Consider the following 25,529-nt stretch of genomic DNA (forward strand, 5'->3'; position numbering starts at 1 on the left):
GCCGTTTCTTCGGCTTTGATGCGCTTGGTTAATGCCGAATACAGCGTCGGCTGCATATTATGAATGTTACCAAGCATCCATTTTACGTAGCTGATGGGAACGTCTTTAATCAGCATCCCCTTATATTTGCCAAAGGGCATTTTACTTAGAGGATTGGCTTTATTTGCAATAGCATGAGCGGCTGCAAAGTCCGTTGGTTCAATCTTTAGGCGCTCGCAGCACGCTTGATAAAGCAGATAACACATGCGCGCATCGCCTAGCGCGTCATGAGCGGCAATCGTCATCTTGCTTGCTTCAGATTTGCCTAATAATTGCTCGATACATCTCGATTGACCATAGGCGTTCCATTCTGGAAAGGCGACACGCGCCAGCCGCACGGTACAAATGAGTTTGGTAGAAGGACTGCCAATCACTCGCCAATCAAAGCGCACATTGTGACCAATCAAATACTGCGGTAATTCAAATTTTTCAAGCTCAAAGCCCTCAAGACCCGCCACGTCGTCATCGGTGATACCATGAATTTTAATCACAATCGGCGATATCGAGCGACCACTATTAAAGTACTTCATCCACTCAAATCCCGTGGCTACATTAATAGTCGCCACTTGAATAGGTCTTGGATCACGACCTTGATCGGTTTCGGTATCGATAATTAGTGCCGTATCATTCATAAATGTGCAGTCATAGTTACTTGGCCATAATAGTTACTTGGTCATAATAGTTACTTGGTCATAATAGTTACTTGGTCATAAATGTTTAATCATAACCATTTATGGGGATAAAATCTAAAGATAACAATGCTATACAAGAATTAAAAGTTCAGCTGCCTATAATGTAAATTGAAATAATTTGCGCCAAACAAGAGATGTCATGCCATCAAATACGAATAGCCAACCACCTAAGCCAACGTTTTTAATTCGTATACTCAACGTATTAATCAAAGCGGCGGTGTTATTGATGCTGTTATTTGTGTTCGACAAGCTTTTACCGAGTATCAGCCAACAAACCCAGTCGTTTGTGATGGCGAAATGGCAGCAAATCAGTTTACTACAACAAGAACTGCCCACCGAAAACAGCTTGCCTAGCCCGCTACCGGGACGGCATTTGACGGATACTTGGGGCGGCGCGCGCAGCCAAGGTCGAAAGCATGAAGGCATCGATATTTTTGCCCCACGAGGTACGCCGATTCAGGCGACAACTCAGGGTATCGTCAGCAAAGTTGGCAAAAATAATTTGGGCGGGCACGTGGTTGTGGTTATCGGACCGGGCGGCGCTGCACATTATTATGCGCATTTAGAAGATTATGCCGATATCAGCCCAAATGACTGGGTCAACGCGGGCGACATTATCGGCTATGTCGGCGACAGTGGGAATGCCAAAGGCACACCAACCCATGTCCACTACGGCATTTATATCCATGGCAGCGCAGTCAACCCTTATCCCCTATTGCAAAAACCTGACAGCTAGATTAAACCATTAAACTTCTAATAAGAAATTTAACGGTCCATCGTTGATACTTACCACTTGCATATCAGCGCCGAACTGGCCAGTCGCCACATTGGGATGCTGGGTTTTTGCATAAGTAATGAACTGTTCAAACAATGCTTGTGCAGCATCAGGTGCCATTGCGCCGCCAAAGTCTGGTCGACGACCCTTATCGGTTTTTGCCATCAAAGTAAATTGTGACACCAATAATACGCCGCCACCAATTTGCTGAACATTTTTATCCAATTTTCCAGCCTTGGCAGGGTCATCAGCGTTTTCAAAAATGCGATAGGTGAGGATTTTATCAATCATTCGCTGAGCACTTTGCAGCGTATCATCTGGCCCTAAACCAACATAAGCCAATACGCCTCGTCCAATCTCACCAATACATTGCTCGTCAACAGTGACACTGGCATGCTGCACCCTTTGTATCAACGCTCTCATTTACAGCCTTCCTTATTTATAAATCGCTTACAGTTTATGGTCGTACAATCATACCCTGACCATGATAAAATACCGTCATCAACTTGCCTATTAATAACTACATCGACATCTTTTGGTAGCCTCATTATGAATTTATTTACCACCCTTCAACAGTTTGTACCGCAGCAGCAGCTGAGTAAAGTCGCTGGGCGTTTGGCCGCTAGCCGCCATCCTTACGTCAAACGCGCGTTTATTCGCAGCTTTGCCAAAGCTTACAATGTCAGCTTGGATGAATACGAACGCCAAAGCTTTAATGCTTATGAGAGTTTTAACGATTTTTTTACTCGCGAGCTAAAAGACGATGCACGAATCGTTGATAGCAGTGCAGGCGGTATCGTCAGTCCTGCTGACGGCATTATCTCGCAGCTAGGGCAAATCCACGATCATAAATTGCTGCAAGCCAAAGGTCGTCATTACGATATTGGTCAATTACTTGCTGACAGCGAAGATGGCAGCTATTTCGCCGATGGCAGCTTTGCCACTGTGTATCTAGCGCCGAGCAATTATCACCGCGTGCACATGCCATTTGCCGGTACTTTGACCAAGACCCGTTATATACCGGGCACGCTATTTTCGGTGAACAATGTCACGGCAGCCAACATACCAGATTTATTTGCCCGTAATGAGCGCTTGGTTTGTCTGTTTGATACAGAATATGGCAAAGCAGCAGTGGTCATGGTTGGGGCAATGATTGTCGCTGGTATCGAAACGGTAGCGACGGGAAAAATCAGTCGCACTGATGATATCCAAGAAATGGTTCATAACATGAGCTTTCAAAAAGGCGATGAGCTTGGTCGTTTTTATTTAGGCTCAACCGCTATTGTCGTTCTGCCTAAAGCAGCAAAAGCCGATTGGCAAAATAGCTTGCAAGCCAATAGTTTAGTAAAAATGGGTCAGCTATTGGGTGTTGCTAATCCTCAATAACGTCCTCCTTATTACTAAATAAGCCCAGTTAAACGTAAATAATGACGTTTAGCCGGGCTTTTTAGTTTCTATTTATTACATTGATGGGCCTAGTTATACATCAATCAACCAGCCTTGCTCAGTCGCATAATCAACCTGTTCCAATAACCATTCATGGATACTAGGGAAACTGTCTTTAATAAACCCCAGCACACCAGCCACTTGTGATCGTGTCACGTCGTGATCACTCCATGTTTTTCCGCCCGTATTGATATTCAACAAAAATGGCAAAATTCGATCGACCACTCTCAGCAGTTCGGCTTCTTTACTGCTGCCAGTTTCTTGCTCTTCCCATATTTTACTGAGGTCAGCGATACCATTGCCACGCTCACTTTGCAGCCGAGCAATACCCTCGCGCTCTTCAACATGAGCTTTACCACGGCTATTGGCGAATAAAAACGTATCACCCGCATCAACTTCACCCAAGTCATGAATCAGTGCCATTTTTAATAACTGCTCATAATTAACATCGAGCTCAAATTGTTCAGCGATGGACCAGCAGGCCATTGCTAAATGCCAAGAATGCTCAGCGGAATTTTCTAAGCGCGTGGTTCCTGTTACATAGCTGCGCCGATTGACGCGTTTAAGCGCATCTAACTCTAATAAGAAATGGATAACATCATTGATATCAATGTTTGAAGCAAGCTTTGGATTTGGTAATGATGTTTGCTTGGTTGCTAAGGTGGCATTTGATGGCATAGCTTTCTCTAATTTAAACAGTGAATGATTAACGCTTTATCTAACTCTAATCTTGATGCAGAGGTGCTTATTATAATAGACATTTTCTTACGCTGGTAAGAATATAGGCATTTCTAAAACCATCAATAGAGGCAGACATCTAATTTTTTATTGTTTAATATTCGACTAATGCTCATAATAGGATAACAGGCAATGCATAAGACTATGGACAAAGTTATGCACAGAATAATGGATAACAACCTGGACCAGACAAGGATATGTCGATGCCAATCCCTACTGACGCTGTAACGCATGCTGACTCATCATTTACCACTTCAGCAACGACTCAGAAAAAACCACCCAATAAATGGCTAATTATCGCAGGCTTCTCTCTTTTAATCGGAGTAAATCAGTTTTTATGGCTGACCTTTGCGACCATCGTTATTAGCACTGAAGCACATTTTGGCGTTAATGAGTTTTTTGCCAATCTATTAACCTTGATGTTTCCTATTATCTTTGTGCTGCTTGCCATTCATTCTGGCAAGGTGCTCGATAACATCGGCTATAAAAAAATCGTCAGTTATGCTGCGCTCCTTATGCTGATAGGGTCAATAATACGTTGGTTGGGTGCTGATCATTATTGGTTAGTATTCGCAGGACAGCTACTGATTGCCATCGCTCAACCTTACATCAGTAATGCTATCAATCAAGTGACCTCCGACTGGTTTGATAAGTCGCAAATTGCCACGGTAACGGGCGTGATTATGGGTGGAATGTTTTCGGCAACTGCCCTTGGTGCGTTTGCTCCTGCCCCATTAATCGAGGCGTTTGGCTTCTCAGGCATGCTACTTATCAATGTCGTTATTACGGCGGTGGCGGTAGTAGGATTTTTGCTAGTCGTCGCTGAAAAACCCAAACAACAAGATAGCGCTATCTCTCTACACGAAATTGAATCACTATTAAAAAATAAACGGCTGTGGTTTATCTCATTAGCGGTGTTTATTGCCATGGGTTATTTCAACGGACTCAGCAACTGGATTGCACCTATTCTTGCGCCACGCGGTATTGATGAGGCGACAGCGGGCATCATTACCGCCATGCTGATCGTCGGCGGCATTTTAGGCGCGCTACTGATTCCGCTGTTATCCGATTATCTGCAAAAACGTCGTATCTTCTTAATATTGGCAGCGTTGGTTGGTGCGAGTGCAACCTATCCTTTACTGTACTCAACGACAGGGACAACGACGTTACTGCTAAGTTTTGTACTGGGATTTTTCTTGCTAGCAGGTTATCCGCTGCTGATTGCCGCCGCTGAAGACACCGTACATGCCTCACAAGCGGCCAAAGCAGTTGCTATGCTGATGATGATGGGCAATCTAGGTGGTGTTATGATGGTTTTACTGATGCAGGGCGTGAAAGGACTGACTGGCAGTTGGACAACGACTGGTTGGGTACTGATTGTTGCCATCGCTTTAGCCACTTTTTTGGTCTTAAAAATAAAGGATAAGCTAGTAAGCAAACCTACTATTAAACCAACTTAAAATGTTTTTTAAAAGCGTTATTTTAAAGCGAGAAAAGTTAGTATTTAAAAAAGATAGCGCCTAAGACTTAAGCGCTATCTGTACTAAACAGCCGAAGATTTTTTAAAGTGGACAATTACTATTTAATCAAATTACTAATAGTCTTAAAAGCAGGGTCTTTACTGCTACGACATAGCTCAAATAAAACCGTTTCAACCGTAGTAATCACGCCACCTGCACGGCGAATACGGCGAATCGCTTGCTTTTTATCGTAAGGATATCGCGAGCCAACAGCATCACCAATAATCACCGGCTGCATGCCATTATCCAGTAAATCAAGCGCGGTTTGCAGCACACAAACATGCGTTTCAACCCCAAACAACAAAACGATACTACGGTTCTGCTGAGCCAGATGATTCCATGAGTCATCATTATCACAGGCACTAAAAGTCACTTTTTCAAAACCTTTGGCGTTATCACCTTCTAATATGTCACGAATCTCAGGCAAGGTATCACCCAGACCTTTTTTATATTGCTCATTGAGCATAATAGGAATATCAAGCGCTTGCAGACCTTTGATGAGCGTCACTGTCTTTTTTAAAATATTTTCATGGTCATGGATATGCGGCGTTAGGCGCTCTTGGATATCAATAACCATCGCTTGGGTATTTTCACGCGCGATTCGATAAGTACGACTGGTAATCATAGTATTAGACATGGCACACTCCTTGTACGACTGACTTTATTATTAAAGGCTCATTTAGCTTTTTAGTTTTATCGTTGATGTTGTCTTTATTGGCCTTACTCTTATTTAGTCATAGTTTGCTGAGGGCGTCAATGAAGATAAATCTTATTAACAATTATGAACAGGATATTATAGACGCCATTTTTAATTAGCCAAAATAAAGCCCCTAGTCATGATGACTAGGGGCTTTATTAATACTATAAGACTAAAGAGGTGTATTAAAACGCTTAAACACGCTCAATAACTGTCGCGATACCTTGGCCAAGACCGATACACATGGTCGCAAGACCGATTTCAGTATCCATTTGCTCCATTGCATTTAGCAACGTAACCGTGATACGAGCGCCAGAACAACCAAGCGGGTGACCTAATGCAATCGCGCCACCATTGATGTTGACGATGTCTTGCTTGTCCGTCAAGTTCAATGACTTCAATACTGCTAAGCTTTGTGCAGCAAATGCTTCGTTTAGCTCAATGGTTTGCATATCATCAAGGCTCATGCCAGCACGCTTTAGGGCTTTTTGCGTCGCAGGAACGGGACCATAACCCATAATAGCCGCATCACAACCAGCAATGGCCATACTACGAATTCGAGCACGAGGTTTCAATCCCAAGTCTTTGGCTTTTTGCGCGCTCATCACTAGCATTGCTGACGCGCCATCAGAGAGTGCTGATGAAGTGGCAGCTGTTACTGTACCGCCTACTGGATCAAAGGCTGGGCGAAGCTTTTGCATTTGCTCCATTGTCGCGTCTGGACGAATCACTTCATCGACAGTACATAGTTGCAAGCGACCAGCAGCATCATGACCTTCGATACCGATGATTTCATTGTCAAAACGACCTTCAGTGGTTGCAGCCCATGCACGGCGATGTGACTCAAGACCAAAGGCGTCTTGCTCTTCGCGGGTGATGTTGTTCATGCGACCGAGCATTTCAGCCGTTAAGCCCATCATGTTTGACGCTTTTGCATAGTGCTTTGACGCTTCTGGGTTAAGATCAACGCCATGCATCATCCCAACGTGACCCATGTGCTCAACACCACCGATGATAAAAACATCACCTTGGTTGGTCATGATTTGCGCCGCAGCTGTATGAAGCGCCTGCATAGATGAGCCACACAGACGGTTCACGGTTTGACCGCCGGCTGTTTTTGGGATATCAGCTAGTAAGCCGATGTTACGACCGATGTTGAGACCTTGCTCTAGCGTTTGGTTAACACAGCCCCAAATAATATCTTCGACGTCACGTGGGTCAAAGTCATTACGCTCAACCAATGCTCGAACCAATTCAGCAGACATGCTATCAGCGCGAACGTGGCGGAACATACCGTTTTTAGATTTTCCCATTGCTGAACGTACGCCATCTACGATGACCACGTCTTTTGGACTTAAAGTTGTCATACTATCTTCCTTTTCAATTTTTATTGTCAGTACTGCCAAGCTCGCCTACCTAATTTAGAAGGTCAAGACTATCGATAATAAATAAATTACCAGTAATCTTATCGAGCATGGGTACGGCACTTCATCCTAGTAATGACCGACCATTACGCCGTTGCGTAAAAAGTCTCGCCTGCTGCTGCCATGTCGCGAATCTTCTGCGGCGCTTCATAGGCTTTGCCAAGGTGCGCATATTTTTCGCATAGCGCCAAGTAGTTATCTAGACCCATTTGGTCGATATAACGGCAAGGGCCACCACGGAATGGCGGGAAACCAACGCCCATAATCATCGCCATATCGGCTTCAGATGGCGTGCTGACGATGTTGTCTTCTAAGCAGCGAACCGTTTCATTACAGAAAGCCAGCATGGTGCGGTCGATGATGGTTTGATCATCAAACGTTTGCTTGTCGCTATCCGTCGTCGCTTTTAATAGCTCATAAGTTGCTTCATCCGCGACTTTCTTTGGCTTGCCGCGTTTGTCAGTCTCATATTTATAGAAGCCAACGCCGTTTTTCTGGCCTAGGCGGTTGTTTTCATATAAATGCTCAATCGCGCCTTTATAATCAGGCTTCATACGGTCAGGGAAACCTTCTGCCATGACTTCTGCGCCATGAACGCCGGTATCTAGACCGACCACGTCGATTAGATACGCAGGACCCATCGGCCAGCCGAATTTTTCCATGACTTTATCGACATGAGCAAAATCAGCACCTTGCTTAAGCAATAAATCAAAAGCGCCAAAGTATGGGAACAATACACGGTTGACTAAGAAACCTGGGCAGTCATTGACTACAACTGGCACTTTGCCCATTTTAGAGGCTAGCGCAACCGTGGTCGCAATCGCTTCTTCAGAGGACTTTTCACCGCGGATCACTTCAACGAGTGGCATACGGTGAACTGGGTTAAAGAAATGCATTCCGACGAAGTTTTCTGGACGATCAAGTGCTTCAGCCAGATAAGTAATAGAAATCGTTGAAGTGTTTGACGCTAAGATGCAGTCATCTTTTACTAAACCTTCGACTTCTTTTAGTACCGCACGTTTAACGTTTGGATTTTCTACCACGGCTTCGATAACGATGTCAGTCTCAGCAAAATCACCATAGTTCAAAGTCGGACGGATACGGCTTAAGGTTTCTCCCATTTTTGCTGGGGTCATTTTTTTGCGTTCGACCATTTTGCTTAATAGCTTGCTGGCTTCGCCCATACCAAGTTCTAATTGCTCAGACTTGATGTCTTTCATGATGATTGGCAAGCCTTTGCTGGCTGCTTGATACGCGATACCGCCGCCCATGATGCCTGCGCCTAGTACTGCGGCTTCAGTGATTTCATGCGCTTTTTTGCTGTGCTGCTTGGCAAGTTTTTTCACCAATTGATCGTTTAAGAACAGACCAACCAAGCTTTCTGCTTGTGGGGTTTTCGCCGCTTTAGCAAAACCAGTCGCTTCAACTTCGATCGCTTTATCACGTGGTAAATTGACGTGTTTTTCAATGGTTTCGATAGCGATTGCTGGCGCTGGGTACTGCTTAGGGTTGGCTTTGGCAAAAATCATACCTTTTGCGCTGTTAAATGCCATCGCTTGCTCAAGCTGATTAAGCTTAACAGGGTTTAGCTTCTCTTCACGCTTCGCTTGCCAATCAAGCTCACCTGAGATACATTTTTTGACCAAATCAATGGCGGCATCTTGCAAATCATCTGCAGGAACGGTCGCATCCACTAGGCCAAGTTTTAACGCTTCAAGTGGTTTTTTCGGGGTGCCAGTCGCAATCAGCTCAAGCGCATTGTCGATACCGATGATACGCGTACTACGAACCGTTCCGCCAAAGCCTGGGAAGATTCCCAATTGGGTTTCTGGTAGACCGATGATGGCTTTGTCGCTCATGACACGGTATTCACAAACCAATGTCATCTCACAACCGCCGCCAAGCGCTGCGCCGTTGATGGCCGCTACTTTCGGGAATGGCAAGTCTTCAAAGCGATTAAAGGCGTCATTGATATTGAACACCCACTCTTTAATCTCGCTTTCTGGTTTTTTAAAAGAACCCACAAACTCTGTGATATCAGCACCAGCGATAAAGACGCCTTTTCCTGAAGTGACAATCAAACCTTTAACGTCATCGGCTTTTTCTAGCGCGGTAACGGCTTCACCAAATTGCTTGTTGGTTTCAGCATCAAACTTATTCACGCTCTCATTTTCGGCGTTGTAGTGCATATTGGCGATGCCATCCTCTAGCATTGACACCGAAATGCGATTTCCTTGATATACCATTTGAAACTCCTTGCTATATAACGAAAGCTATGTTTTAAAATTAGAAGTTTTAAAATTAAAGTACATAGTCAGTTATTGTTAGAAAAACGAGTAATAGCACCGCCAATCTACTGTTTTTTAAGAAACGTCTCTTAAAAATAAAAGCAGACTGAGCCGTACCGAGGTCTTTATTATTCAGCGCTTATATTGATGTACTTAGCGTTATCCAGCACGTGCTAGCGTTAGCACCAATGGATACAGCGCTTTATTTATATACTGTTGCCTTGAGTCATAATTAAAATTGGTCAACGCCGTGTTTTATGCCCAAAATTTTGGATAAAAACTCATGGGTTGAGCGCCAGACCATTTTTACGCCAATTAGTGTAGGGGATTATGCCCCTGACTGTCACAAGCTAATACCAAACTCACAAGTCACTCTTAAATCAGCAGCAGCCCTTTACCTGACTAGCAATCTGCCTTAAGTGATTGTTTGTATACTGGAATTAGCGGGTCGCATCCAAACGCTTAATGTCACCTCTTATCAAAACATACTCAACCGCTAAGTTAAATCATCAATACGTAACGAGGGCTTGTTGCATTATTACGATTTTTTGACGGGCTTTTTTAACATTAAGTCGTCAAAAAACGTCATTGACGATACTTGTCGCATAAGGAATATGGTCTATCATGCTACACTAGCGACACTTTATTATCTTTTTTACGAATGGTTGGATTATGACTGTTTCTTCTACGCTAAACCTTACTGACTCTAGCTTTATGCCCTTTACAAATACCAAGCGGTTTCATCATGATGTGCGCGCCCAATTAACTCACGATATTGAAGTACTGTTTGCTTATGCTGAGCTGCCAAGCCCGCTGCTTAACGCTTGTCGTTATGTGATGACAGGAACTGGTAAATTGGTACGGCCATTATTGGTTGCCAGCGCCTTTGCTAGTGTCAATCGTAGCAATGCTAATGACGATGTTGTTAATAGCACGAATGAAAATGATGGTTTAGAATCGCTGCTAGAAAACGACTCAGATTATGATATGTGCCGCCGAGCAGCATTGGCAGTGGAGCTACTGCATACTTATTCACTGGTGCATGATGACCTGCCGTGTATGGATGATGACGAGCTGCGCCGTGGTCAACCAACTGCACATATTGTCTTTGAAGAATCAACCGCGCTGCTGGCAGGGGACGTATTACAGACGCTGGCTTTTGAAGTATTAACCGCAGAGCTGCCAACCTTTGCTCATTTTGACTCCAATATCGCAAGCCAGCTCATCGCGATATTCGCCCCGCGTGCACGGCGCATGGTATCTGGTCAAATGCTCGACCTGAATGCCGAAGCCAGCACTGAGATTACGCAAAGCGAGTTAGAAGCCATCCACCGTGACAAAACAGGTGCATTGATAGAGGCTGCGATGCTCATGGGCGGTATTTGTGCGGGCGCAACCGCGCCGCAGCGCATTGCTCTACAAGATTGCGCCCAGCATATTGGTCTGGCTTTTCAAGTCCAAGACGATATCTTAGATGTGACTACCAGCACCGATACCCTTGGCAAACCTGCGGGCAGCGATGAAAAGTTAGACAAATCTACCTATGTGAAATTGATGGGCGTTGAGCAGGCGACCAGCTACGCGCAATCGTTATTCAACGAAGGTCGCTCAGCCATCATTCGTGAGTTAAGTGGTCGCGATTTGAACAATCGTAAGCTTAATATCAGTAAAGACAATGACGCGTTATTGGCCCTGATAGAATGGCTTTGGTCGCGCAAAAAGTAACTCAAAATAAATAGGCGCGTAAACAACCAACTAAGTATTTCAATTATTCAAAAAGACATTCAAAACGACAAAGGGTGGTTAACATGGAAAGTACCCCTACTCCGCGTATTTACCTTGGCACGGGCGGTTATAGTGATGCTGACTTACTCGGCACGCTCTACCCTACTGGCACCAAAAAGACTGACTTCTTACGCGAGTACGCCAAGCAATATGGTGCGGTTGAGATTAATAGTACCTTCTACGCGCCCATCGGCCAAAAAGCCTTTGCCGGAATGGTTGATAAAGCTTACGTACAAGCGGATAGCGAATTGAAGTTCGCGGTCAAGCTGCATCAAGACTTTACCCACGCGCGAAAAGGCACAAGCGAGCATGCGCAAGCTTTCCTAACTGCCCTCACCCCGCTTATCGAAGCCAATGCTCTCGCACCATTATTACTCCAATTCCCACATGGCTTTGACCGTACTCGCGAGCATCGTCTTTACTTAGCAAACCTTGTGAGTTGGTTTCAGGATTATCCACTAGCCGTTGAGTTCCGTCATAACGGCTGGCATACGCCGCAAGTGATCGATAGTTTTGTCGATCAAGGTCTAATTTGGTGTAGCGTTGATTATCCCAAAGTCAGCAGTCTACCACCGTCACGGCTGATATTCACTCAGCGCATAGGATATCTGCGTATGCATGGTAATAACTTAAACTGGTGGGATGCGATGAGTGCTGCCGATCGGCATGATTATCGCTACTCTGAGGCTGAGATGAATGACTGGGCGCAAGCGATTGCCAATCAGCGTCAGCATTTTGATACGCTCTATATCTTCTTTCAAAATACCGTTAATGCGCATGCGTATTATAATATTGCGATGTTAAGAGAGGCGTTGGGTAGGTTTGGGTTTGAGGTGTTGTAGTGGCACGATTATTTTAAAAATGTCCTAGAAATATAATTTACATTTGTCGACCTTTCTGATTAACTTAATTCTAAGTTTAATTGCTAAATAGTCATACTCTTCGCAAATCAAGTCTCAATATAACTCGTTTAGGACAATACTATGGCAGCTTATATCACAGTAGGCGCTATAACAACTCATGGCGGTGAAGTCATCGCAGGCTCACCATATAGTACGCATAACGGTATTCCTATCTCTCGCAAAGGTGATAAGGTCATTTGTAAAAAATGCAAAAAACTAACTACCATACTATCAGGTGACCCGTCATTCATCGTCGATGGTACACCTATTGCGCGCGCAGGCGATGTCACTAGCTGCGGCGCTAAGCTGATTGCAGTTCAACAATCGTTCTGTGAGAGTGATTTTGAGGTAGGAGACGTTGAGCAGCCAGCACCCTTAGTGTTTCCTAAGTCTGATCCAGAAGCTTTGTTTGCTGCTATAAGTAAAGATGAGTTAACACCAACTAAAATTCAGCTTTTAAATGAAAAAACACAAGAGCCTTTAGATAGTGTGAAGTATACTTTGACCTTTAAAGATGGTGCAGTTGAAGAAGGATTGACAGACCCTAATGGTTATACACTAGAATTTAATAACAACGATCAAGAAATAGTAAACGTAGAATATCCAAATTTTAAAGAGTTCGGCAACCTTATTAAACACTATATATAACGGACCTACATCATGACTAGTAGTATTGCAAATACTACTGATACCACTAGAGGCGAGCCAACAAAGATCTGTTTAGATAAAGGAATAATGTGTAACGCATTAATAAAACAGCTTAATGTAGCTGTAATAGAGCCATATACATTTGGTATGAATAATTATCAGTGGGATCATCTTAAAACAAGAAACTTACTTGAGTATAACTTAGCAATAGTTTTTTCATTATCTAATGACATGTCGTCTTATACTGACAGTGTTTGGCTAGATAGTGAAAGACTACACATGTTACATACACTTAAATATATTGAATTCAACAACTTTATTATGGAAGCTTTTCTCAATCGCGCAGCGATAGCTATCAGCATGCTACAAACGGCTTCATTAACTTTTGGAACGCCGAAGCTTAGTTTGATGGGAGCGAATGGTATGCGAAAGTTTGCTATACAATCAATGAACAATTCAGCTGTTATTGAAAATGCTGTCGTCATAATAAAGAACAAAGGGCCTTCACTTTTAAATGAGCAACTATTTCATTTGATATTTAACAGAGAGTATCATAGTGAAACCCTTAAATTAAAAAGAGGTAGAAAAGGATTTAAAGCTATAAATAGAATGAACGAAATAGAATACATGAAAAATAACAACTTATGGACAAGTGGACAATGAGAAATTTATGAAAAAAAAACTAATTTTATTATCTCTCTTTAGTACCCTGTCAGCCTGTACCAGTACAGTATCTGGGAATGATATTAACTGTCAAAAAGACGGAAGTATAAGCGCACTATATTCGACCATAACGAGTGACAAAGAACTATATCTAGCTATCAATACAGATTCTGAAAATGAAATAGCCAACCAAGTGTACAGTAGTTTACTTAGTAAGCTTATGATCATTGATGGCCTTACTCATTTATATGAAATTGATTGGGCTAAGAATACTATCAGACCTGACGAATATGCAAATCCTGCGACTATTGATGCGCTATGCGTTGGCAATATTTTTTTAGAAAAATATCATGATTTTGGCGCAAAGAAATACGAATTAGTAGGTGGATATGAAAATATGTATGAGCTAAGTATGTCATACCAACCTTTATATAAAAAGTTATTAGAAGAAGATCAACAGCTTGCAAAAAAAGCAGGACTGGAATCTATAGATTCTTTTGACTGCTTAGCGCTTATGGAGGAATAATATATTTATTATATATCGTTCACAGTTTTAATGATTATCAATGATTAAGGTAGTTTAAGTAGTCAGTAGAAGCTTGATTATATCACTATAATAACGAGCGCCTTAATATGTGCAATGGGGGATTTACGCCAATACAGAAACTAAATCAGGCAGCTTAATTCTATCTATTAGGTGTCTTAGGTTTGGGAGATTTACCTATAGTAATGTACCTTATAAGTTAGTTAAACCAAAAAAAGGACGCCTCTCAGCATCCTTTTTTAAAATCAACTACTTAGTGGTTAAAGATTACTCTTCAACACCAGCATCTTGACCTTTATATTTTGCGTTGGCGTAGTCCCAGTTCACTAGCTTGTCTAGGAAGGTGTCAACATAGTCAGGACGACGGTTACGATAATCGATGTAGTACGCATGTTCCCATACGTCACAAGTCAATACCGCGACTTTATCATGAGTCATTGGGTTATCAGCGTCACCTGTTTTCATCACTGACAGCTTACCACCAACTTTATCAGCAACTAGCCAAGCCCAACCAGAACCAAACTGTGAAGTTGCTGCGTTTTTGAACTCTTCGCGGAATTTGTCATAGCTACCAAAATCTTCTTCGATTTTCGCTTTCAAATCACCCGTGGGTTCGCCGCCGCCATTATCAGGCGTCATGCAATTCCAGTAAAATGTGTGGTTCCACACTTGCGCTGCTTGGTTAAACATTGTCTGTTTGCTGTCATCTTTAGCAGTCGCTAAGATAATTTCTGGTAATGTTTTGTCTTCTAGACCAGAACCAGGTAGCAATTCATTAAGCTTGTTTACATAAGCAGCATGATGCTTGTCATGATGGTATTCTAGCGTCTCGGCGCTGATATGTGGCTCTAGCGCGTCTTTTGCGTATGGTAGGTCTGGTAAAGTAATATTTGACATAGTTATTTTATCCTTGCTGGTTTAGCCATTAGTATTAGGTATAGCTTAAATCAACGCTATAAATTATCAGACTAAATTGGCTTAGTTTATTGTTAGGAAGATGTCTTACATGAACCTCAACATGCTGGTGCATATTGTGGTAAACCTAAAAAACTCTAAATTTAAAAGCTCTCTTAAGCGAACATCACTTATTAGTTAATACGCTTATAAATATATAATAGTCAAAACCCACTAGGAATATCTAAAAGCATTATTAAATTTAAGTTCACAATCCATAAGATATAATTCACTGTAACTTGTTACCTATTATAGCAAGAGTGGCGAGAAATATCAGTTACCAAATGTTATGAATCGCCAATATATTATACTAATTGGTAATTTAGCCAATGACAGCTTAGAATATGCCAGTATAAGTTAATCAATTACGGACAGATAAAATGACTCATAGCAGCGCCGTCGACCCTACCCGAAAAGAAAATTCGAATCAAGCCAACTTATCTAATCAATGGGTACTCGCCAGTAATAATAAAGGCAAACTTGCTGAATTTAAGCGCTTATTTGCTGAAGCGAATTTGGACGTGACGATTATCCCGCAGGGTCAACTTGATATCGAAGACGCAATTGAAGATGGTTTAAGCTTTATCGAAAATGCCATCATCAAAGCGCGTCATGCCAGCCGCGCAAGTGGACTACCAGCGATTGCTGATGATTCAGGATTATGCGTGCCAGTATTGGGCAATGCGCCGGGCATTTACTCGGCACGCTATGCCGGCGAGCATGGCAATGACAGTAAAAACAACGCCAAGCTTATCGCTGACTTGCAGCTTATTCGCAATGCAAATCCAGATACGCCTATCGCCGGCTTGTTTGTTTGTGTATTGGCGATGGTTCGTCATGCTGATGATCCGTTACCGATTATCGCCCAAGGACTATGGCAAGGTGAGATTTTAGAGGCGCCCTATGGCGACGGCGGCTTTGGTTATGATCCGCTATTTTGGCTACCAGAGCTGCAACATACGGCAGCAAGCTTGAGCGCAGCCGATAAAAACAACGTCAGTCATCGTGGTCAAGCCATTCAGCAATTATTAAAACAATTGTCTTTATAGACTTATTTAGCGATAACTAAGCATCTGAAATCAAAGCAAGGCTTATAAATCACTAGCGGGGCGATGAAACAGATAATTTTTACTTTAATAAACAGATAGATTATACTGTTCTACTTTTAAAATTTTGTTGAAAGCCGTTATTTGTCTGTATAATTGAGCAAAAAGCGTTATTATGCGAGCGATTTACGGTCAATATTGATAGTGTTGATTAAGATAAGGCGTTGTGTATTTTTGCGTCAGTAGCGATTGCTACGGGTATGAATAGCGACATCGCAAGCTATCACTATCCCCTATTTATTCCAACGGCAACCGCTGGCACACGCTCGTATTCTGAGGCACGGTTGTCTATCATTATTTACATTTAACCCTAAGTACTATTGATTCAAAAGTACTATTTAATCCTAAAGGTGTAACGAACATGGCTACAGATTTACAAGTCACAACCAACAAGCTGTCTAACAAAGAAACTCAGCTAACGGTTAAAGTTCCCGTTGAAAAAATTCAAAACAAAGTTGAAGGCCGTATCAGCCAAGTGGCGAAAACTGCCAAAATTGACGGTTTCCGTAAGGGTAAAGTGCCGATGTCACACATCCGTTCACAATACGGTGCTGGCATTCAGCAAGAAGTGATCAACGATGTAATCCGTGACACTGTGTTTGAAGCGATTAAATCTGAAGATATCCGTGCCGTTGGCATGCCGAACATCGACGATGTAAAACTAGAAGACGATTTCTTGGTTTATCAAGCCACTGTTGAAATCTTCCCAGAAATCGATGTGCAAGGTATCGATGAAATCGAAGTTGAGCGTCACACGGCGACCGTCAGCGACGAAGACGTTGACACCATGATCGAAAACCTACAAAAGCAGCGTCAAGAATTCGTTGAGAAAAAAGGCAAAGCGGCCAAAGACAACCAAGTGACCTTTGACTTTGAAGGCTCAATCGATGGTGAGAAGTTTGAAGGCGGCTCTGCTGAAGACTTCAAACTGGTTATCGGTAGCAATCAGATGATTCCAGGCTTTGAAGATGGCATCAAAGGCATGAAAGCGGGCGAAGAAAAAGTTATCGATGTGACTTTCCCAGAAGATTACCAAGCTGAAAACTTGGCTGGTAAAGAAGCACAATTTAAAATCAATGTAAAATTGGTTGAAAAATCAAAACTTCCAGAAATCGACGAAGAATTCCTTGAATTATTTGGCGTAAAAGAAGGCGGCGTTGAGAAATTAAAAGAAGACGTGCGTAAAAACATGGAACGCGAAATCAAAAATGCGGCGCGTAGCCAAGTAAAACAAGCGACGTTTGATGCGCTACTTGAAAAAAATGAGTTTGACGTTCCAAACGCTATGCTAGAGCAAGAAATCGATCGTCAACGCAACATGATGATGCAGCGCTTTTCTCAGCAGTTCGGTACCAACGCTGATAGCTTCGATAAAGACATGCTACCAAATGAGCTATTTGAAGAGCAAGCGCTACGTGCTGCCCGTCTTGGCATCATCGTTGCTCGCGTTATCGACACCAAAGGCCTAGAAGTTGATCAGGATCGCGTTGAAACTTTCATCAAAGAAGCGGCTGAAAACTACGAAGATCCAGCAGAAGTGATCGAATACTACACCAATGACAAGCAGCAACGCGCGAACATTGAGTCTGTAGTACTAGAAGACCAAGTAGTTGACTATCTAATTGGACAAGGTAAAGTGACTGATAAAGAAGTTAGCTACCAAGACCTACTGGCCGCTCAGCAGCAGCAAGCCATGTAATCTAGGGAATTACCAGTCAATACTGACTGATTTAATACCTAACTTATTAAAAATGCCCTAACACATTCGTTAGGGCATTTTTATTGCTGGCTTATAAGCTGTTTTTATTAATAGTTTATCAAGGCTGCCCTTGATAAGTAGTCATAGACGCCTTATTAATAGGGAGTCATTTATCAATTGTCACATTAAAAATTTACTATTGCTTGGATAAAGAAGTTACCATTAGCTCAATTATTTGTAGCGCTTGCTGTTGTTATCAGTTTCTGTTTTAGCAGGTAATCACTTTTATTAAGCATATTTGAATAGTCACAATTCGCTATTAGCACGACTCCTGACGTAGGATTGGTTCAATAAGTTTTGCACCTTAATAGGTTTTATTACCAAGCGATAATGTTTACAATGATAATCATCAATAACAATGTAGCCAATAGCTAGCTTCTATTTTTTATTTTATGAATTTATAAACAGGACCTCTTTATGACAGATTATGATCGCATCACTGCTAACCCGCATTTTGATATGTTGATGAGTGCGCACAACACTACCCAAAGCGCACAATATAGTCAAAGTGCGCCGCAAGCTGCATTAGTGCCGATGGTGGTTGAGCAGTCAGCACGCGGTGAACGCTCTTTTGATATTTTCTCACGCCTATTGCGTGAGCGCGTTATCTTTTTGACCGGTCAAGTTGAAGACCATATGGCCAATCTTATCGTGGCACAGCTATTATTTCTAGAAGCGGAAAACCCTGATAAAGACATTCATTTATATATCAATTCACCAGGTGGCTCAGTCAGTGCTGGTTTGGCAATTTTTGATACCATGAACTTTATCAAACCTGAAGTTTCGACCATTTGTATGGGCGGTGCTTATAGCATGGGTTCATTCTTGCTTGCAGCGGGCGAAAAAGGCAAACGTTATGCCTTAGCCAACTCGCGCGTGATGATTCATCAGCCTTCAGGCGGTGCACAAGGTCAAGCAACCGATATCGAAATTAATGCTCGTGAAATTTTAAAAACACGTGCTCGTTTGAATGAGATTTTGGCTGAGCGTACCGGTCAACCGGTAGAGAAAATCGAAAAAGACGTTGAGCGTGACTATTGGTTAGATGCTAAAGAGGCCAAAGAATACGGTTTGGTTGATGAAGTATTAGAGCGTCGCCCCGATTCTTTATAAGCTTTAATTTTTTTATAAGCTTTAATAATAGACGTTTAAAAGACTTTAAAACATCAGCTGCCTAAGCGCGATATGGTAAGCGAGAATATATCAACTGCCCGACGCTTTGGCGCTGACGTCCATAATCAAAATATTGATAAGCATTAAATTTTAGGAGCGCCTGTATATGGCAGAAGATAACACCCCGCAATGTTCGTTTTGCGGCAAAGCAAAAAGTGAAGTAAAGCAGCTGATTGCCGCTGACGACGCTAATATCTGTAATGAATGTATCGAGCTATGTACGGACCTGATTGCTGATAGCGCCGAAGACGGTGACGACGACAGCGATATTGATACCTCTTGGGTCAATAAAAAACTGCCAACGCCAAAAGAGCTGCGTGCCAAACTAGACGAATACGTCATCGGTCAAGACGCTGCCAAAAAAGCATTAGCAGTTGCAGTTTATAACCATTACAAACGCCTAAAAGTCAGTCAAACTTTGGCCAATGACAGCAAAAAAGCCAAAATCGGTGCTGATGATGCGATGGTTGAATTGGCTAAAAGTAATATCTTGCTGATTGGTCCAACGGGTTCTGGCAAGACCTTACTGGCTCAAACCTTGGCGCGTCTGCTTGATGTGCCGTTTGCAATGGCAGATGCGACGACGTTAACGGAAGCAGGTTATGTTGGTGAAGACGTTGAAAATATCGTCCAAAAACTCTTGCAAGCGTCTGATTACGATGTCAGCAAAGCTGAGCAAGGTATTATCTATATTGATGAGATTGATAAAATCAGCAAAAAAGGCGACAACCCTTCTATCACCCGTGATGTATCAGGCGAAGGCGTTCAGCAAGCTTTATTGAAACTTATCGAAGGCACGGTTGCTGCTATCCCGCCACATGGCGGTCGTAAACATCCACAGCAAGAGCTTATCCAAGTTGATACCAGCAATATCTTGATAATCGTTGGTGGCGCGTTTGCTGGTCTTGATAAAGTGATTCAGCAGCGAACGGAAAAAGGCGGTATCGGCTTTAATGCCGATGTCAGCTCAAAAGATGACAGCCGCCGCAGCTCTGATTTACTCCAGCAAGTCGAGCCAGAAGATTTAATTAAATTTGGTTTGATTCCTGAATTGATTGGTCGTTTGCCCGTATTGGCTGCATTACAAGAGCTTGATGAAGAAGCATTGGTTCAGATTTTGACTGAGCCTAAGAATGCCTTGGTTAAGCAGTATAAGTATCTGTTTGATATGGAAGGCGCTGAGATCAGCTTCACAGACGAAGCGCTTGATGCGATTGCCAAAAAAGCCATGGAGCGTAAAACAGGCGCGCGTGGTTTACGTTCTATCGTAGAAAATGCTTTGCTTGAAACCATGTATGAATTGCCATCTATGAAAGATGCCAAAACTGTCTTGGTTGATGAGGAAGTCATTAACGAAGGCAAAACTCCTAAAATTGCTTAATTATTAGATTTTATCGTTGTAAATAACGTTAAAAAAGCAGTCAGTTCTTATTAATGAGTGAGTTATTAAAAAAGCGTCTGACCTTAGGTTCAGACGTTTTTTTGTGTTTGTTAACTCTCAATATAAGCTGATTGAAAATGACAGCTGCGTTTATCAATCTTTAGCAGCCAAACATATAATTCATGCTAAGGTAAAGCTCTCTTTATTCTTTATTTTTAAAATTCACATCTGGTAAAACTGAAGATAAAAGTTATATCCAAGCTTTTCAAATTAATGATACAAAGGACTGTTTATCATGCTTAACAACATCTCTAGAAATATCTCTGGAAACGCCGCTGCAATAGCAACTTCATTACGCGAACACCTACCCTTTCCCTCTCATCAAGATCTTGATATTGTCCCTTACTATGCTGATCATGTCGCTGCTATCACGGGGGCGGGCTCGGGAATGGGGCGTGAGCTTGCCATTCATTTAGCAAAAATGGGTTGTGATGTGGCGCTATCGGATATCAATCCTGAGCAGTTAGCCCAAACCAAAGACTTGCTCGTCGGTTATGATATCAAAGTCACGACGACGGTACTTGATGTTTCAGATAATAAAGCTGTTGAGGCGTGGGCAGATAGCGTCATGGCAGAGCATGGTAAAGTGAACTTTATTTTTAATAATGCTGGCGTGGCGCTTTATTCATCCGTAGAAGGAAGCAGCATTGACGAGCTTGAATGGATCATGGATATCAATTTCTGGGGCGTGGTCTATGGTACCAAGGCGTTTTTACCTTTGATTAAAAATAGTGTCAAAGAAAGTGAAATTACTAGTGGTAGTAAGGATAACAAGTTACGCCAATTTAAAGAGCATGGTCATATTATTAATATCTCAAGCGTATTTGGTTTGACTGCGCAACCCTCCCAATCTGCTTATAATGCCAGTAAATTTGCCGTACGCGGTTTTACTGAAAGTTTGCGCCAAGAGTTGAATATTCAGCGCTGCGGCGTATCAGCGACTTGTGTCCATCCGGGCGGTATCAAAACCAATATCGCCAATAGCGCCCGTGGTAACGACAGTATCAGCGACCTTGGCATGCGTAGTGGTAGTAAAGCCATCAGTAGCTTTAATAAGTTCTTAAAATTCGATGCCAGCGAAGCGGCTTGGATTATCTTACAAGCCGCCGCCACCAACGAGCCACGCTGCTTGATTGGCAACGATGCCAAAATGATGGATGCCATCCAGCGTCTGTTCCCGTCTCGTTATGGTCAGGTACTCAATGATATCAATAAGCTATCGCGTAAATTAAAAGGCAAGAAACGCGTAAAAACAGCCAACCGTAAAACGGTACCTGCTCATTAATATAACAGCAAATAAACGACGATAAGTTAAATTATTAGAGAGACATCCTTAGCAAAAAAGCGCGTAAATATTTCCCTATTCACGTGCTTTTTTAGTAGAAAACAACATAGATACTGTGGTTTGCGCCTTAGCTGTCTTTAATTTGATTTGTCACGTTATGTTTTATTTTTAATTTAAAATCACTTTACGTATTTGTATTTGATACAATCATGTTACTAGCAAGTTACTGATTGATTACCCCGCAGTTTTGATGAACAAAGTGCAGCGTATGCGCAAAGTCATGCTGTCATTTTTATTTAAATCACAGCATAAGTTCTGCCATCATTGCTGCTAAATTAACACATCGATAAATTTTTACATATTATATTTTAAGATAAGGATATTCCAATGAGAAAGTTTTCACGTACTAAGTCTTCTATTTTAGTGGCGACTATCTTTGCTCTTGGGGCAACTGTTATCACAGGTTGTGATAATAGTAGTGAAACTAAGGCCGTTGATCGTGTCGAAGAGGCAGCAGCCCTAGCACGTGTAAAAGATCTTGAAGCACGTGCAGACGCCTTAAAAGGTAACATGCCTGCTGCCAATGATATAACTGCAGGCGGCGCTGATGCTGCAAGCGGTAAGCCGTCCATTAAAATGCCAGACGAATCGACGATTCCAGATGATGAGTTTGGCGCGGCGGTGAAACGCGGGCTACAATTGGCCAATCATACCTATAAAGAGTTACCAGATAACGTCGGTAACCAGCTTAACTGTACCAGTTGTCACTTAGGGAATGGCTCAGAAGCGTTTGCAGCGCCTTGGAATGGTATGCCAGGCATTTACCCTATTTACCGCTCACGAGGCGGCCGTGTCAATACCATTCAAGAACGAATTAATGGCTGTTTTGAGCGTTCAATGAACGGTAAAGCTCTGGACTTGGGTTCAGACGATATGAACGCGATGGTTTCTTATATGAGTTGGTTGTCACAGGGTTTACCATACGGCGTCTCCCCTGAGGGTCGCGGTTTTGCTAAAGTCGATAAGAGCTTAGAAGCCAATACGGATAACGGCAAAAAGCTATTTGCAGAAAAATGTAGCGTTTGTCATGGCGCTGACGGTGAAGGTCAATACAACGATGATGGCTCTTATGTTTACCCAGCAGTCGCGGGCGATAAATCATTTAACGATGGAGCGGGAATGGCACGCACTTATACCGCAGCATCATTTATTAAAGGCAAAATGCCATTTGGCCAAGGCAACTCGCTAAGTGATCAAGAGGCGGTCGATATTGCCGCCTACTTTACCCATTTGCCACGTCCTGTCAAAGCCAATAAAGATAAAGATTGGCCAAATGGTGATGCCCCGAAAGATGTTCGTCGCTGATTCTAAATTTTTATAATATAGCAGGTTCAATTTAAAAGTGTTACAGCGATACAGGGATGAATTTTGCGCAGCCTCTGGGAACACAGCAAACAAGGAAAATTTATACCTGTATCGCCTCTGAACTTATGACAGTTTTACTTTTAATTAACTATATATAAAATGTCGAAAGCCCAGTTATTTAATAGCTGGGCTTTTTTATCATGGTGGTTAGGATATTTATCCTCTTTGATTTTTAGATTAAAACCTAAGGCAACCTCATATCCCCATCAACTAACCAACCAAGACGGCGCATCATATAAGCAACGACACCAGCGATGAGCGCAGGTAACACGAACATTAACAATATAATCGCCGTCCATAACTGAGTACTGCTCATGATTTCTTGTGACGCTTCAATGACGCCAAATACCCCAACCAATCCTGCTGTGCCCATACCAGCGCCAGTTGCTGTACAAGCCAGTCCAAAACCAACGGTTGCGATAGGACCAACAATGGCGCTAGCGGTAACGGCGGGCAGTAGTACCAATGGTTTTTTTAGGACATTGGGGATTTGTAGCATACTGGTGCCAAGTCCCTGAGAAATCACGCCACTGACGCCGTTATCTTTAAAGCTCGCCACTGCAAAACCAATCATGTGCGCCGCACAGCCAACGACCGCTGCCCCGCCCGCTAAGCCGCCAAGCCCAATAGCGATACAGATAGCCGCGCTTGAGGTCGGCAGGGTCAATAAAATGCCAACGACCACCGCTATCACAATACCCATTAGTAACGGCTGTAATTCAGTGGCCGCTTGAATACCTTGACCAATAGCATTGACAGCAGCAACGACTGGCGGGTTCAGGAGAGCGCAAACTACCAATGCGACTGCGCATACCGCTAAAGGAATAAGTAAGATATCAAGCTTAGTCTTGCCAGCGATCCAAGTACCAGCACGATAAGAAAATACTGAAGTTAAATACGCGCCAATCGGATTACCGGGCACAGCAGCAAAGCTTGCCGGACCTGCGTCTTGCGCCATAAATAAATTGCCTGCCATCAAAGCTTCAGAGTGTGCACCAAGCATCCCTGCGACCAAACAGCTAAGCATGACCAAAGTTGGCGCTTTAAGATAGTAAGCGATTCCAACCCCGATTCCCGCGCCCATCAGAACCGATGCCAATTTACCCACCGCGATCAATACCGGTAGTCCTAACCAACCGCCAATTTGCGAGATAATAAGACCCGCAATGAGGGTAACAAATAGCCCTAAAGCCATGCCTGTAAATGCATCGATAAAATACTTTTGAAAAAAAGCTCTAACCCTACCGACGGGGGCAGTTTCTAAAGGAGTCACAATCATCACCATGCTCTTATGTTAAGTTTGCTAAAAGATATTAAAAAAACTATCAAAAAAAAGAGATAAAAAAAGCGTCACTCTGACGCTTTTTTAATTAATACACGGCTTTTAACGACGCTGTTCAACGATAATAGAATCAATGCCATTGTTTTGCAGGCGCTGCTGGGCAGTAGCAACCGCTTGACGATTACTCATCGGGCGCGAAATAACCTGATAGATAGGTAAACCATTGCCCGTGGTATTTTTTACGACTCGAGCGTCTACTCCAGCCATCAAAACTTGAGCGCGGCGTCGATCAGCCTCATCGGCATCGCCAAAGCTATTGATTTGCAAGATATAAGTCGCTGCAGGCTTAGCTGGCTGCACGCTAGCATTACTAGCACTATTGGCATTTGCCGTATTGGCTCTGTTGGCGGCGGCACCAGTATTATTTGTAGCTGGGGTGCCATCGTAGGTCGCATCTTCTTCAACGATGACAATATCATCGTCATTAGCGCTATTGGCTGCATTATTGCTACGACTAGGCTCAATCGTGGTGCTTTCAGCGATACCAAAGTTTCCTGTATCATCACTATTTGCCGTCGTATTTTCCGGCTGATTGATGACCACATCCGGCTCGAAGTCAGTGATTTGACCTGATTGGCTATTACTTCCTTCGCCAAAGTCTTCATCAGGAATCGTTGCCATCTCTTGATTGGGCAAGATATCGTAGAATTCATAATCGCCATTATCGGTATCCGTATCGACACGTTGTTGTACTTGTCTATCAGGATCGGTAGCGTCACCGCTACCCGCAGGACTGAAGTTAAACAATGGCGAGAGATATAAAAACACTCCAATCATGAGCGTTAATACTGCCCCAACAAACATCCATAATAAGCCTGACGCACTACTTGTTTTGCGTTTTTCAGTGGCACCTTTTGGTTTTTTGGCTAACATGGATCTCGTT

At 42.8% G+C, this 25,529-nt stretch carries 24 protein-coding genes; 15 read left to right on the forward strand and 9 right to left on the reverse strand.

Going from position 1 to position 25,529, the window contains the following annotated elements; all coding sequences use genetic code 11:
- A partial coding sequence (locus B4K26_RS08950; RefSeq protein WP_296244937.1) for a putative quorum-sensing-regulated virulence factor occupies positions 1 to 671 on the reverse strand: 671 nt, incomplete at its 3' end.
- A gap of 199 nt (positions 672 to 870) precedes the next feature.
- Here B4K26_RS08950 and B4K26_RS08955 point away from each other — a divergent pair.
- Positions 871 to 1,467, forward strand: coding sequence for a M23 family metallopeptidase (locus B4K26_RS08955; RefSeq protein ID WP_296244938.1), 597 nt, complete (start codon positions 871 to 873; stop codon positions 1,465 to 1,467).
- A gap of 9 nt (positions 1,468 to 1,476) precedes the next feature.
- Here the strand turns inward: B4K26_RS08955 and dtd are convergent, their stop codons facing one another.
- A complete protein-coding gene (dtd, locus tag B4K26_RS08960) occupies positions 1,477 to 1,929 on the reverse strand; it encodes a D-aminoacyl-tRNA deacylase (RefSeq protein WP_296244939.1) in 453 nt (150 codons plus the stop codon).
- 126 nt (positions 1,930 to 2,055) lie between these two features.
- On the opposite strand from dtd, the gene asd reads away from it, so the two are divergent.
- Positions 2,056 to 2,892 carry an archaetidylserine decarboxylase gene (gene asd, locus B4K26_RS08965; RefSeq protein WP_296244941.1) on the forward strand — a complete coding sequence of 279 codons (837 nt, stop codon included), beginning with the start codon at positions 2,056 to 2,058 and terminating at the stop codon, positions 2,890 to 2,892.
- A gap of 93 nt (positions 2,893 to 2,985) precedes the next feature.
- On the opposite strand, the gene B4K26_RS08970 is transcribed toward asd, so the two are convergent.
- Complete coding sequence (locus B4K26_RS08970; RefSeq protein WP_296244943.1) at positions 2,986 to 3,630, reverse strand: HD domain-containing protein; 645 nt, start codon at positions 3,628 to 3,630, stop codon at positions 2,986 to 2,988.
- 263 nt (positions 3,631 to 3,893) lie between these two features.
- On the opposite strand from B4K26_RS08970, the gene B4K26_RS08975 reads away from it, so the two are divergent.
- Complete coding sequence (locus tag B4K26_RS08975; RefSeq protein ID WP_296244946.1) at positions 3,894 to 5,150, forward strand: CynX/NimT family MFS transporter; 1,257 nt, start codon at positions 3,894 to 3,896, stop codon at positions 5,148 to 5,150.
- Between the two features lie 118 nt (positions 5,151 to 5,268).
- On the opposite strand, the gene B4K26_RS08980 is transcribed toward B4K26_RS08975, so the two are convergent.
- The 3 genes from B4K26_RS08980 to fadB form a co-directional block, all read right to left on the reverse strand.
- Positions 5,269 to 5,847 (reverse strand): hydrolase, encoded by a 579-nt coding sequence (locus B4K26_RS08980; protein WP_296244948.1) that lies wholly within the window; start codon positions 5,845 to 5,847, stop codon positions 5,269 to 5,271.
- A gap of 254 nt (positions 5,848 to 6,101) precedes the next feature.
- A complete protein-coding gene (gene fadA, locus B4K26_RS08985) occupies positions 6,102 to 7,274 on the reverse strand; it encodes an acetyl-CoA C-acyltransferase FadA (protein ID WP_296244949.1) in 1,173 nt (390 codons plus the stop codon).
- 143 nt (positions 7,275 to 7,417) lie between these two features.
- Positions 7,418 to 9,577 carry a fatty acid oxidation complex subunit alpha FadB gene (fadB, locus tag B4K26_RS08990; protein ID WP_296244951.1) on the reverse strand — a complete coding sequence of 720 codons (2,160 nt, stop codon included), beginning with the start codon at positions 9,575 to 9,577 and terminating at the stop codon, positions 7,418 to 7,420.
- Positions 9,578 to 10,291: 714 nt separating this feature from the next.
- Here fadB and B4K26_RS08995 point away from each other — a divergent pair.
- The 5 genes from B4K26_RS08995 (at position 10,292) to B4K26_RS09015 (ending at position 14,143) form a co-directional block, all read left to right on the forward strand.
- The gene (locus tag B4K26_RS08995) at positions 10,292 to 11,344 is read left to right on the forward strand and encodes a polyprenyl synthetase family protein (protein WP_296244953.1); all 1,053 of its coding nucleotides are present in this window, start codon (positions 10,292 to 10,294) and stop codon (positions 11,342 to 11,344) included.
- A gap of 83 nt (positions 11,345 to 11,427) precedes the next feature.
- A complete protein-coding gene (locus tag B4K26_RS09000; protein ID WP_296244954.1) occupies positions 11,428 to 12,246 on the forward strand; it encodes a DUF72 domain-containing protein in 819 nt (272 codons plus the stop codon).
- A 141-nt stretch (positions 12,247 to 12,387) separates the two neighbouring features.
- Positions 12,388 to 12,954, forward strand: coding sequence for a PAAR domain-containing protein (locus B4K26_RS09005; RefSeq protein WP_296244955.1), 567 nt, complete (start codon positions 12,388 to 12,390; stop codon positions 12,952 to 12,954).
- A 12-nt stretch (positions 12,955 to 12,966) separates the two neighbouring features.
- Positions 12,967 to 13,617, forward strand: coding sequence for a hypothetical protein (locus tag B4K26_RS09010; RefSeq protein WP_296244957.1), 651 nt, complete (start codon positions 12,967 to 12,969; stop codon positions 13,615 to 13,617).
- 7 nt (positions 13,618 to 13,624) lie between these two features.
- Positions 13,625 to 14,143 (forward strand): hypothetical protein, encoded by a 519-nt coding sequence (locus B4K26_RS09015; protein WP_296244959.1) that lies wholly within the window; start codon positions 13,625 to 13,627, stop codon positions 14,141 to 14,143.
- Between the two features lie 285 nt (positions 14,144 to 14,428).
- Here the strand turns inward: B4K26_RS09015 and B4K26_RS09020 are convergent, their stop codons facing one another.
- Complete coding sequence (locus B4K26_RS09020) at positions 14,429 to 15,058, reverse strand: superoxide dismutase (protein WP_296244960.1); 630 nt, start codon at positions 15,056 to 15,058, stop codon at positions 14,429 to 14,431.
- 437 nt (positions 15,059 to 15,495) lie between these two features.
- On the opposite strand from B4K26_RS09020, the gene rdgB reads away from it, so the two are divergent.
- The 7 genes from rdgB (at position 15,496) to B4K26_RS09055 (ending at position 23,244) form a co-directional block, all read left to right on the forward strand.
- On the forward strand, positions 15,496 to 16,164 hold the full coding sequence (rdgB, locus tag B4K26_RS09025; protein ID WP_296244962.1) for an RdgB/HAM1 family non-canonical purine NTP pyrophosphatase: 669 nt from the start codon (positions 15,496 to 15,498) through the stop codon (positions 16,162 to 16,164).
- 221 nt (positions 16,165 to 16,385) lie between these two features.
- Positions 16,386 to 16,529, forward strand: coding sequence for a hypothetical protein (locus B4K26_RS09030; RefSeq protein ID WP_296244963.1), 144 nt, complete (start codon positions 16,386 to 16,388; stop codon positions 16,527 to 16,529).
- A 53-nt stretch (positions 16,530 to 16,582) separates the two neighbouring features.
- The gene (gene tig / locus B4K26_RS09035; RefSeq protein WP_296244964.1) at positions 16,583 to 17,920 is read left to right on the forward strand and encodes a trigger factor; all 1,338 of its coding nucleotides are present in this window, start codon (positions 16,583 to 16,585) and stop codon (positions 17,918 to 17,920) included.
- A gap of 477 nt (positions 17,921 to 18,397) precedes the next feature.
- Positions 18,398 to 19,093 (forward strand): ATP-dependent Clp endopeptidase proteolytic subunit ClpP, encoded by a 696-nt coding sequence (clpP, locus tag B4K26_RS09040; protein WP_409521376.1) that lies wholly within the window; start codon positions 18,398 to 18,400, stop codon positions 19,091 to 19,093.
- A gap of 166 nt (positions 19,094 to 19,259) precedes the next feature.
- A complete protein-coding gene (clpX, locus tag B4K26_RS09045; RefSeq protein WP_296244967.1) occupies positions 19,260 to 20,534 on the forward strand; it encodes an ATP-dependent protease ATP-binding subunit ClpX in 1,275 nt (424 codons plus the stop codon).
- 295 nt (positions 20,535 to 20,829) lie between these two features.
- Entirely contained in the window at positions 20,830 to 21,879 is a 1,050-nt protein-coding gene (locus tag B4K26_RS09050; RefSeq protein ID WP_296244969.1) for an SDR family NAD(P)-dependent oxidoreductase, read from the forward strand.
- Positions 21,880 to 22,266: 387 nt separating this feature from the next.
- On the forward strand, positions 22,267 to 23,244 hold the full coding sequence (locus B4K26_RS09055; RefSeq protein WP_296244970.1) for a c-type cytochrome: 978 nt from the start codon (positions 22,267 to 22,269) through the stop codon (positions 23,242 to 23,244).
- A 244-nt stretch (positions 23,245 to 23,488) separates the two neighbouring features.
- Here the strand turns inward: B4K26_RS09055 and B4K26_RS09060 are convergent, their stop codons facing one another.
- Together B4K26_RS09060 and B4K26_RS09065 are read right to left on the reverse strand one after the other, a co-directional pair.
- Positions 23,489 to 24,583 (reverse strand): PTS transporter subunit IIC, encoded by a 1,095-nt coding sequence (locus B4K26_RS09060; RefSeq protein ID WP_296244972.1) that lies wholly within the window; start codon positions 24,581 to 24,583, stop codon positions 23,489 to 23,491.
- A 105-nt stretch (positions 24,584 to 24,688) separates the two neighbouring features.
- A complete protein-coding gene (locus B4K26_RS09065; protein WP_296244974.1) occupies positions 24,689 to 25,519 on the reverse strand; it encodes an SPOR domain-containing protein in 831 nt (276 codons plus the stop codon).
- Positions 25,520 to 25,529: the final 10 nt, after the last annotated feature.

It is taken from the genome of Psychrobacter sp. UBA6766, assembly GCF_002453355.1.
Classification (GTDB): domain Bacteria; phylum Pseudomonadota; class Gammaproteobacteria; order Pseudomonadales; family Moraxellaceae; genus Psychrobacter.

Bases quoted from the DNA above. Each gene is read 5' to 3' on its own strand.
- tig (WP_296244964.1), top strand. From the start codon at position 16,583: ATGGCTACAGATTTACAAGTCACAACCAACAAGCTGTCTAACAAAGAA.
- B4K26_RS09060 (WP_296244972.1), bottom strand. From the start codon at position 24,583: ATGATTGTGACTCCTTTAGAAACTGCCCCCGTCGGTAGGGTTAGAGCT.
- fadB (WP_296244951.1), bottom strand. From the start codon at position 9,577: ATGGTATATCAAGGAAATCGCATTTCGGTGTCAATGCTAGAGGATGGC.
- asd (WP_296244941.1), top strand. From the start codon at position 2,056: ATGAATTTATTTACCACCCTTCAACAGTTTGTACCGCAGCAGCAGCTG.
- B4K26_RS09005 (WP_296244955.1), top strand. From the start codon at position 12,388: ATGGCAGCTTATATCACAGTAGGCGCTATAACAACTCATGGCGGTGAA.
- B4K26_RS08980 (WP_296244948.1), bottom strand. From the start codon at position 5,847: ATGTCTAATACTATGATTACCAGTCGTACTTATCGAATCGCGCGTGAA.
- B4K26_RS09010 (WP_296244957.1), top strand. From the start codon at position 12,967: ATGACTAGTAGTATTGCAAATACTACTGATACCACTAGAGGCGAGCCA.
- B4K26_RS09050 (WP_296244969.1), top strand. From the start codon at position 20,830: ATGCTTAACAACATCTCTAGAAATATCTCTGGAAACGCCGCTGCAATA.
- B4K26_RS09020 (WP_296244960.1), bottom strand. From the start codon at position 15,058: ATGTCAAATATTACTTTACCAGACCTACCATACGCAAAAGACGCGCTA.
- B4K26_RS08975 (WP_296244946.1), top strand. From the start codon at position 3,894: ATGCCAATCCCTACTGACGCTGTAACGCATGCTGACTCATCATTTACC.
- rdgB (WP_296244962.1), top strand. From the start codon at position 15,496: ATGACTCATAGCAGCGCCGTCGACCCTACCCGAAAAGAAAATTCGAAT.
- B4K26_RS08955 (WP_296244938.1), top strand. From the start codon at position 871: ATGCCATCAAATACGAATAGCCAACCACCTAAGCCAACGTTTTTAATT.
- B4K26_RS09000 (WP_296244954.1), top strand. From the start codon at position 11,428: ATGGAAAGTACCCCTACTCCGCGTATTTACCTTGGCACGGGCGGTTAT.
- B4K26_RS09055 (WP_296244970.1), top strand. From the start codon at position 22,267: ATGAGAAAGTTTTCACGTACTAAGTCTTCTATTTTAGTGGCGACTATC.
- B4K26_RS09065 (WP_296244974.1), bottom strand. From the start codon at position 25,519: ATGTTAGCCAAAAAACCAAAAGGTGCCACTGAAAAACGCAAAACAAGT.
- B4K26_RS09015 (WP_296244959.1), top strand. From the start codon at position 13,625: ATGAAAAAAAAACTAATTTTATTATCTCTCTTTAGTACCCTGTCAGCC.
- clpP (WP_409521376.1), top strand. From the start codon at position 18,398: ATGACAGATTATGATCGCATCACTGCTAACCCGCATTTTGATATGTTG.
- fadA (WP_296244949.1), bottom strand. From the start codon at position 7,274: ATGACAACTTTAAGTCCAAAAGACGTGGTCATCGTAGATGGCGTACGT.
- dtd (WP_296244939.1), bottom strand. From the start codon at position 1,929: ATGAGAGCGTTGATACAAAGGGTGCAGCATGCCAGTGTCACTGTTGAC.
- B4K26_RS08995 (WP_296244953.1), top strand. From the start codon at position 10,292: ATGACTGTTTCTTCTACGCTAAACCTTACTGACTCTAGCTTTATGCCC.
- B4K26_RS08970 (WP_296244943.1), bottom strand. From the start codon at position 3,630: ATGCCATCAAATGCCACCTTAGCAACCAAGCAAACATCATTACCAAAT.
- clpX (WP_296244967.1), top strand. From the start codon at position 19,260: ATGGCAGAAGATAACACCCCGCAATGTTCGTTTTGCGGCAAAGCAAAA.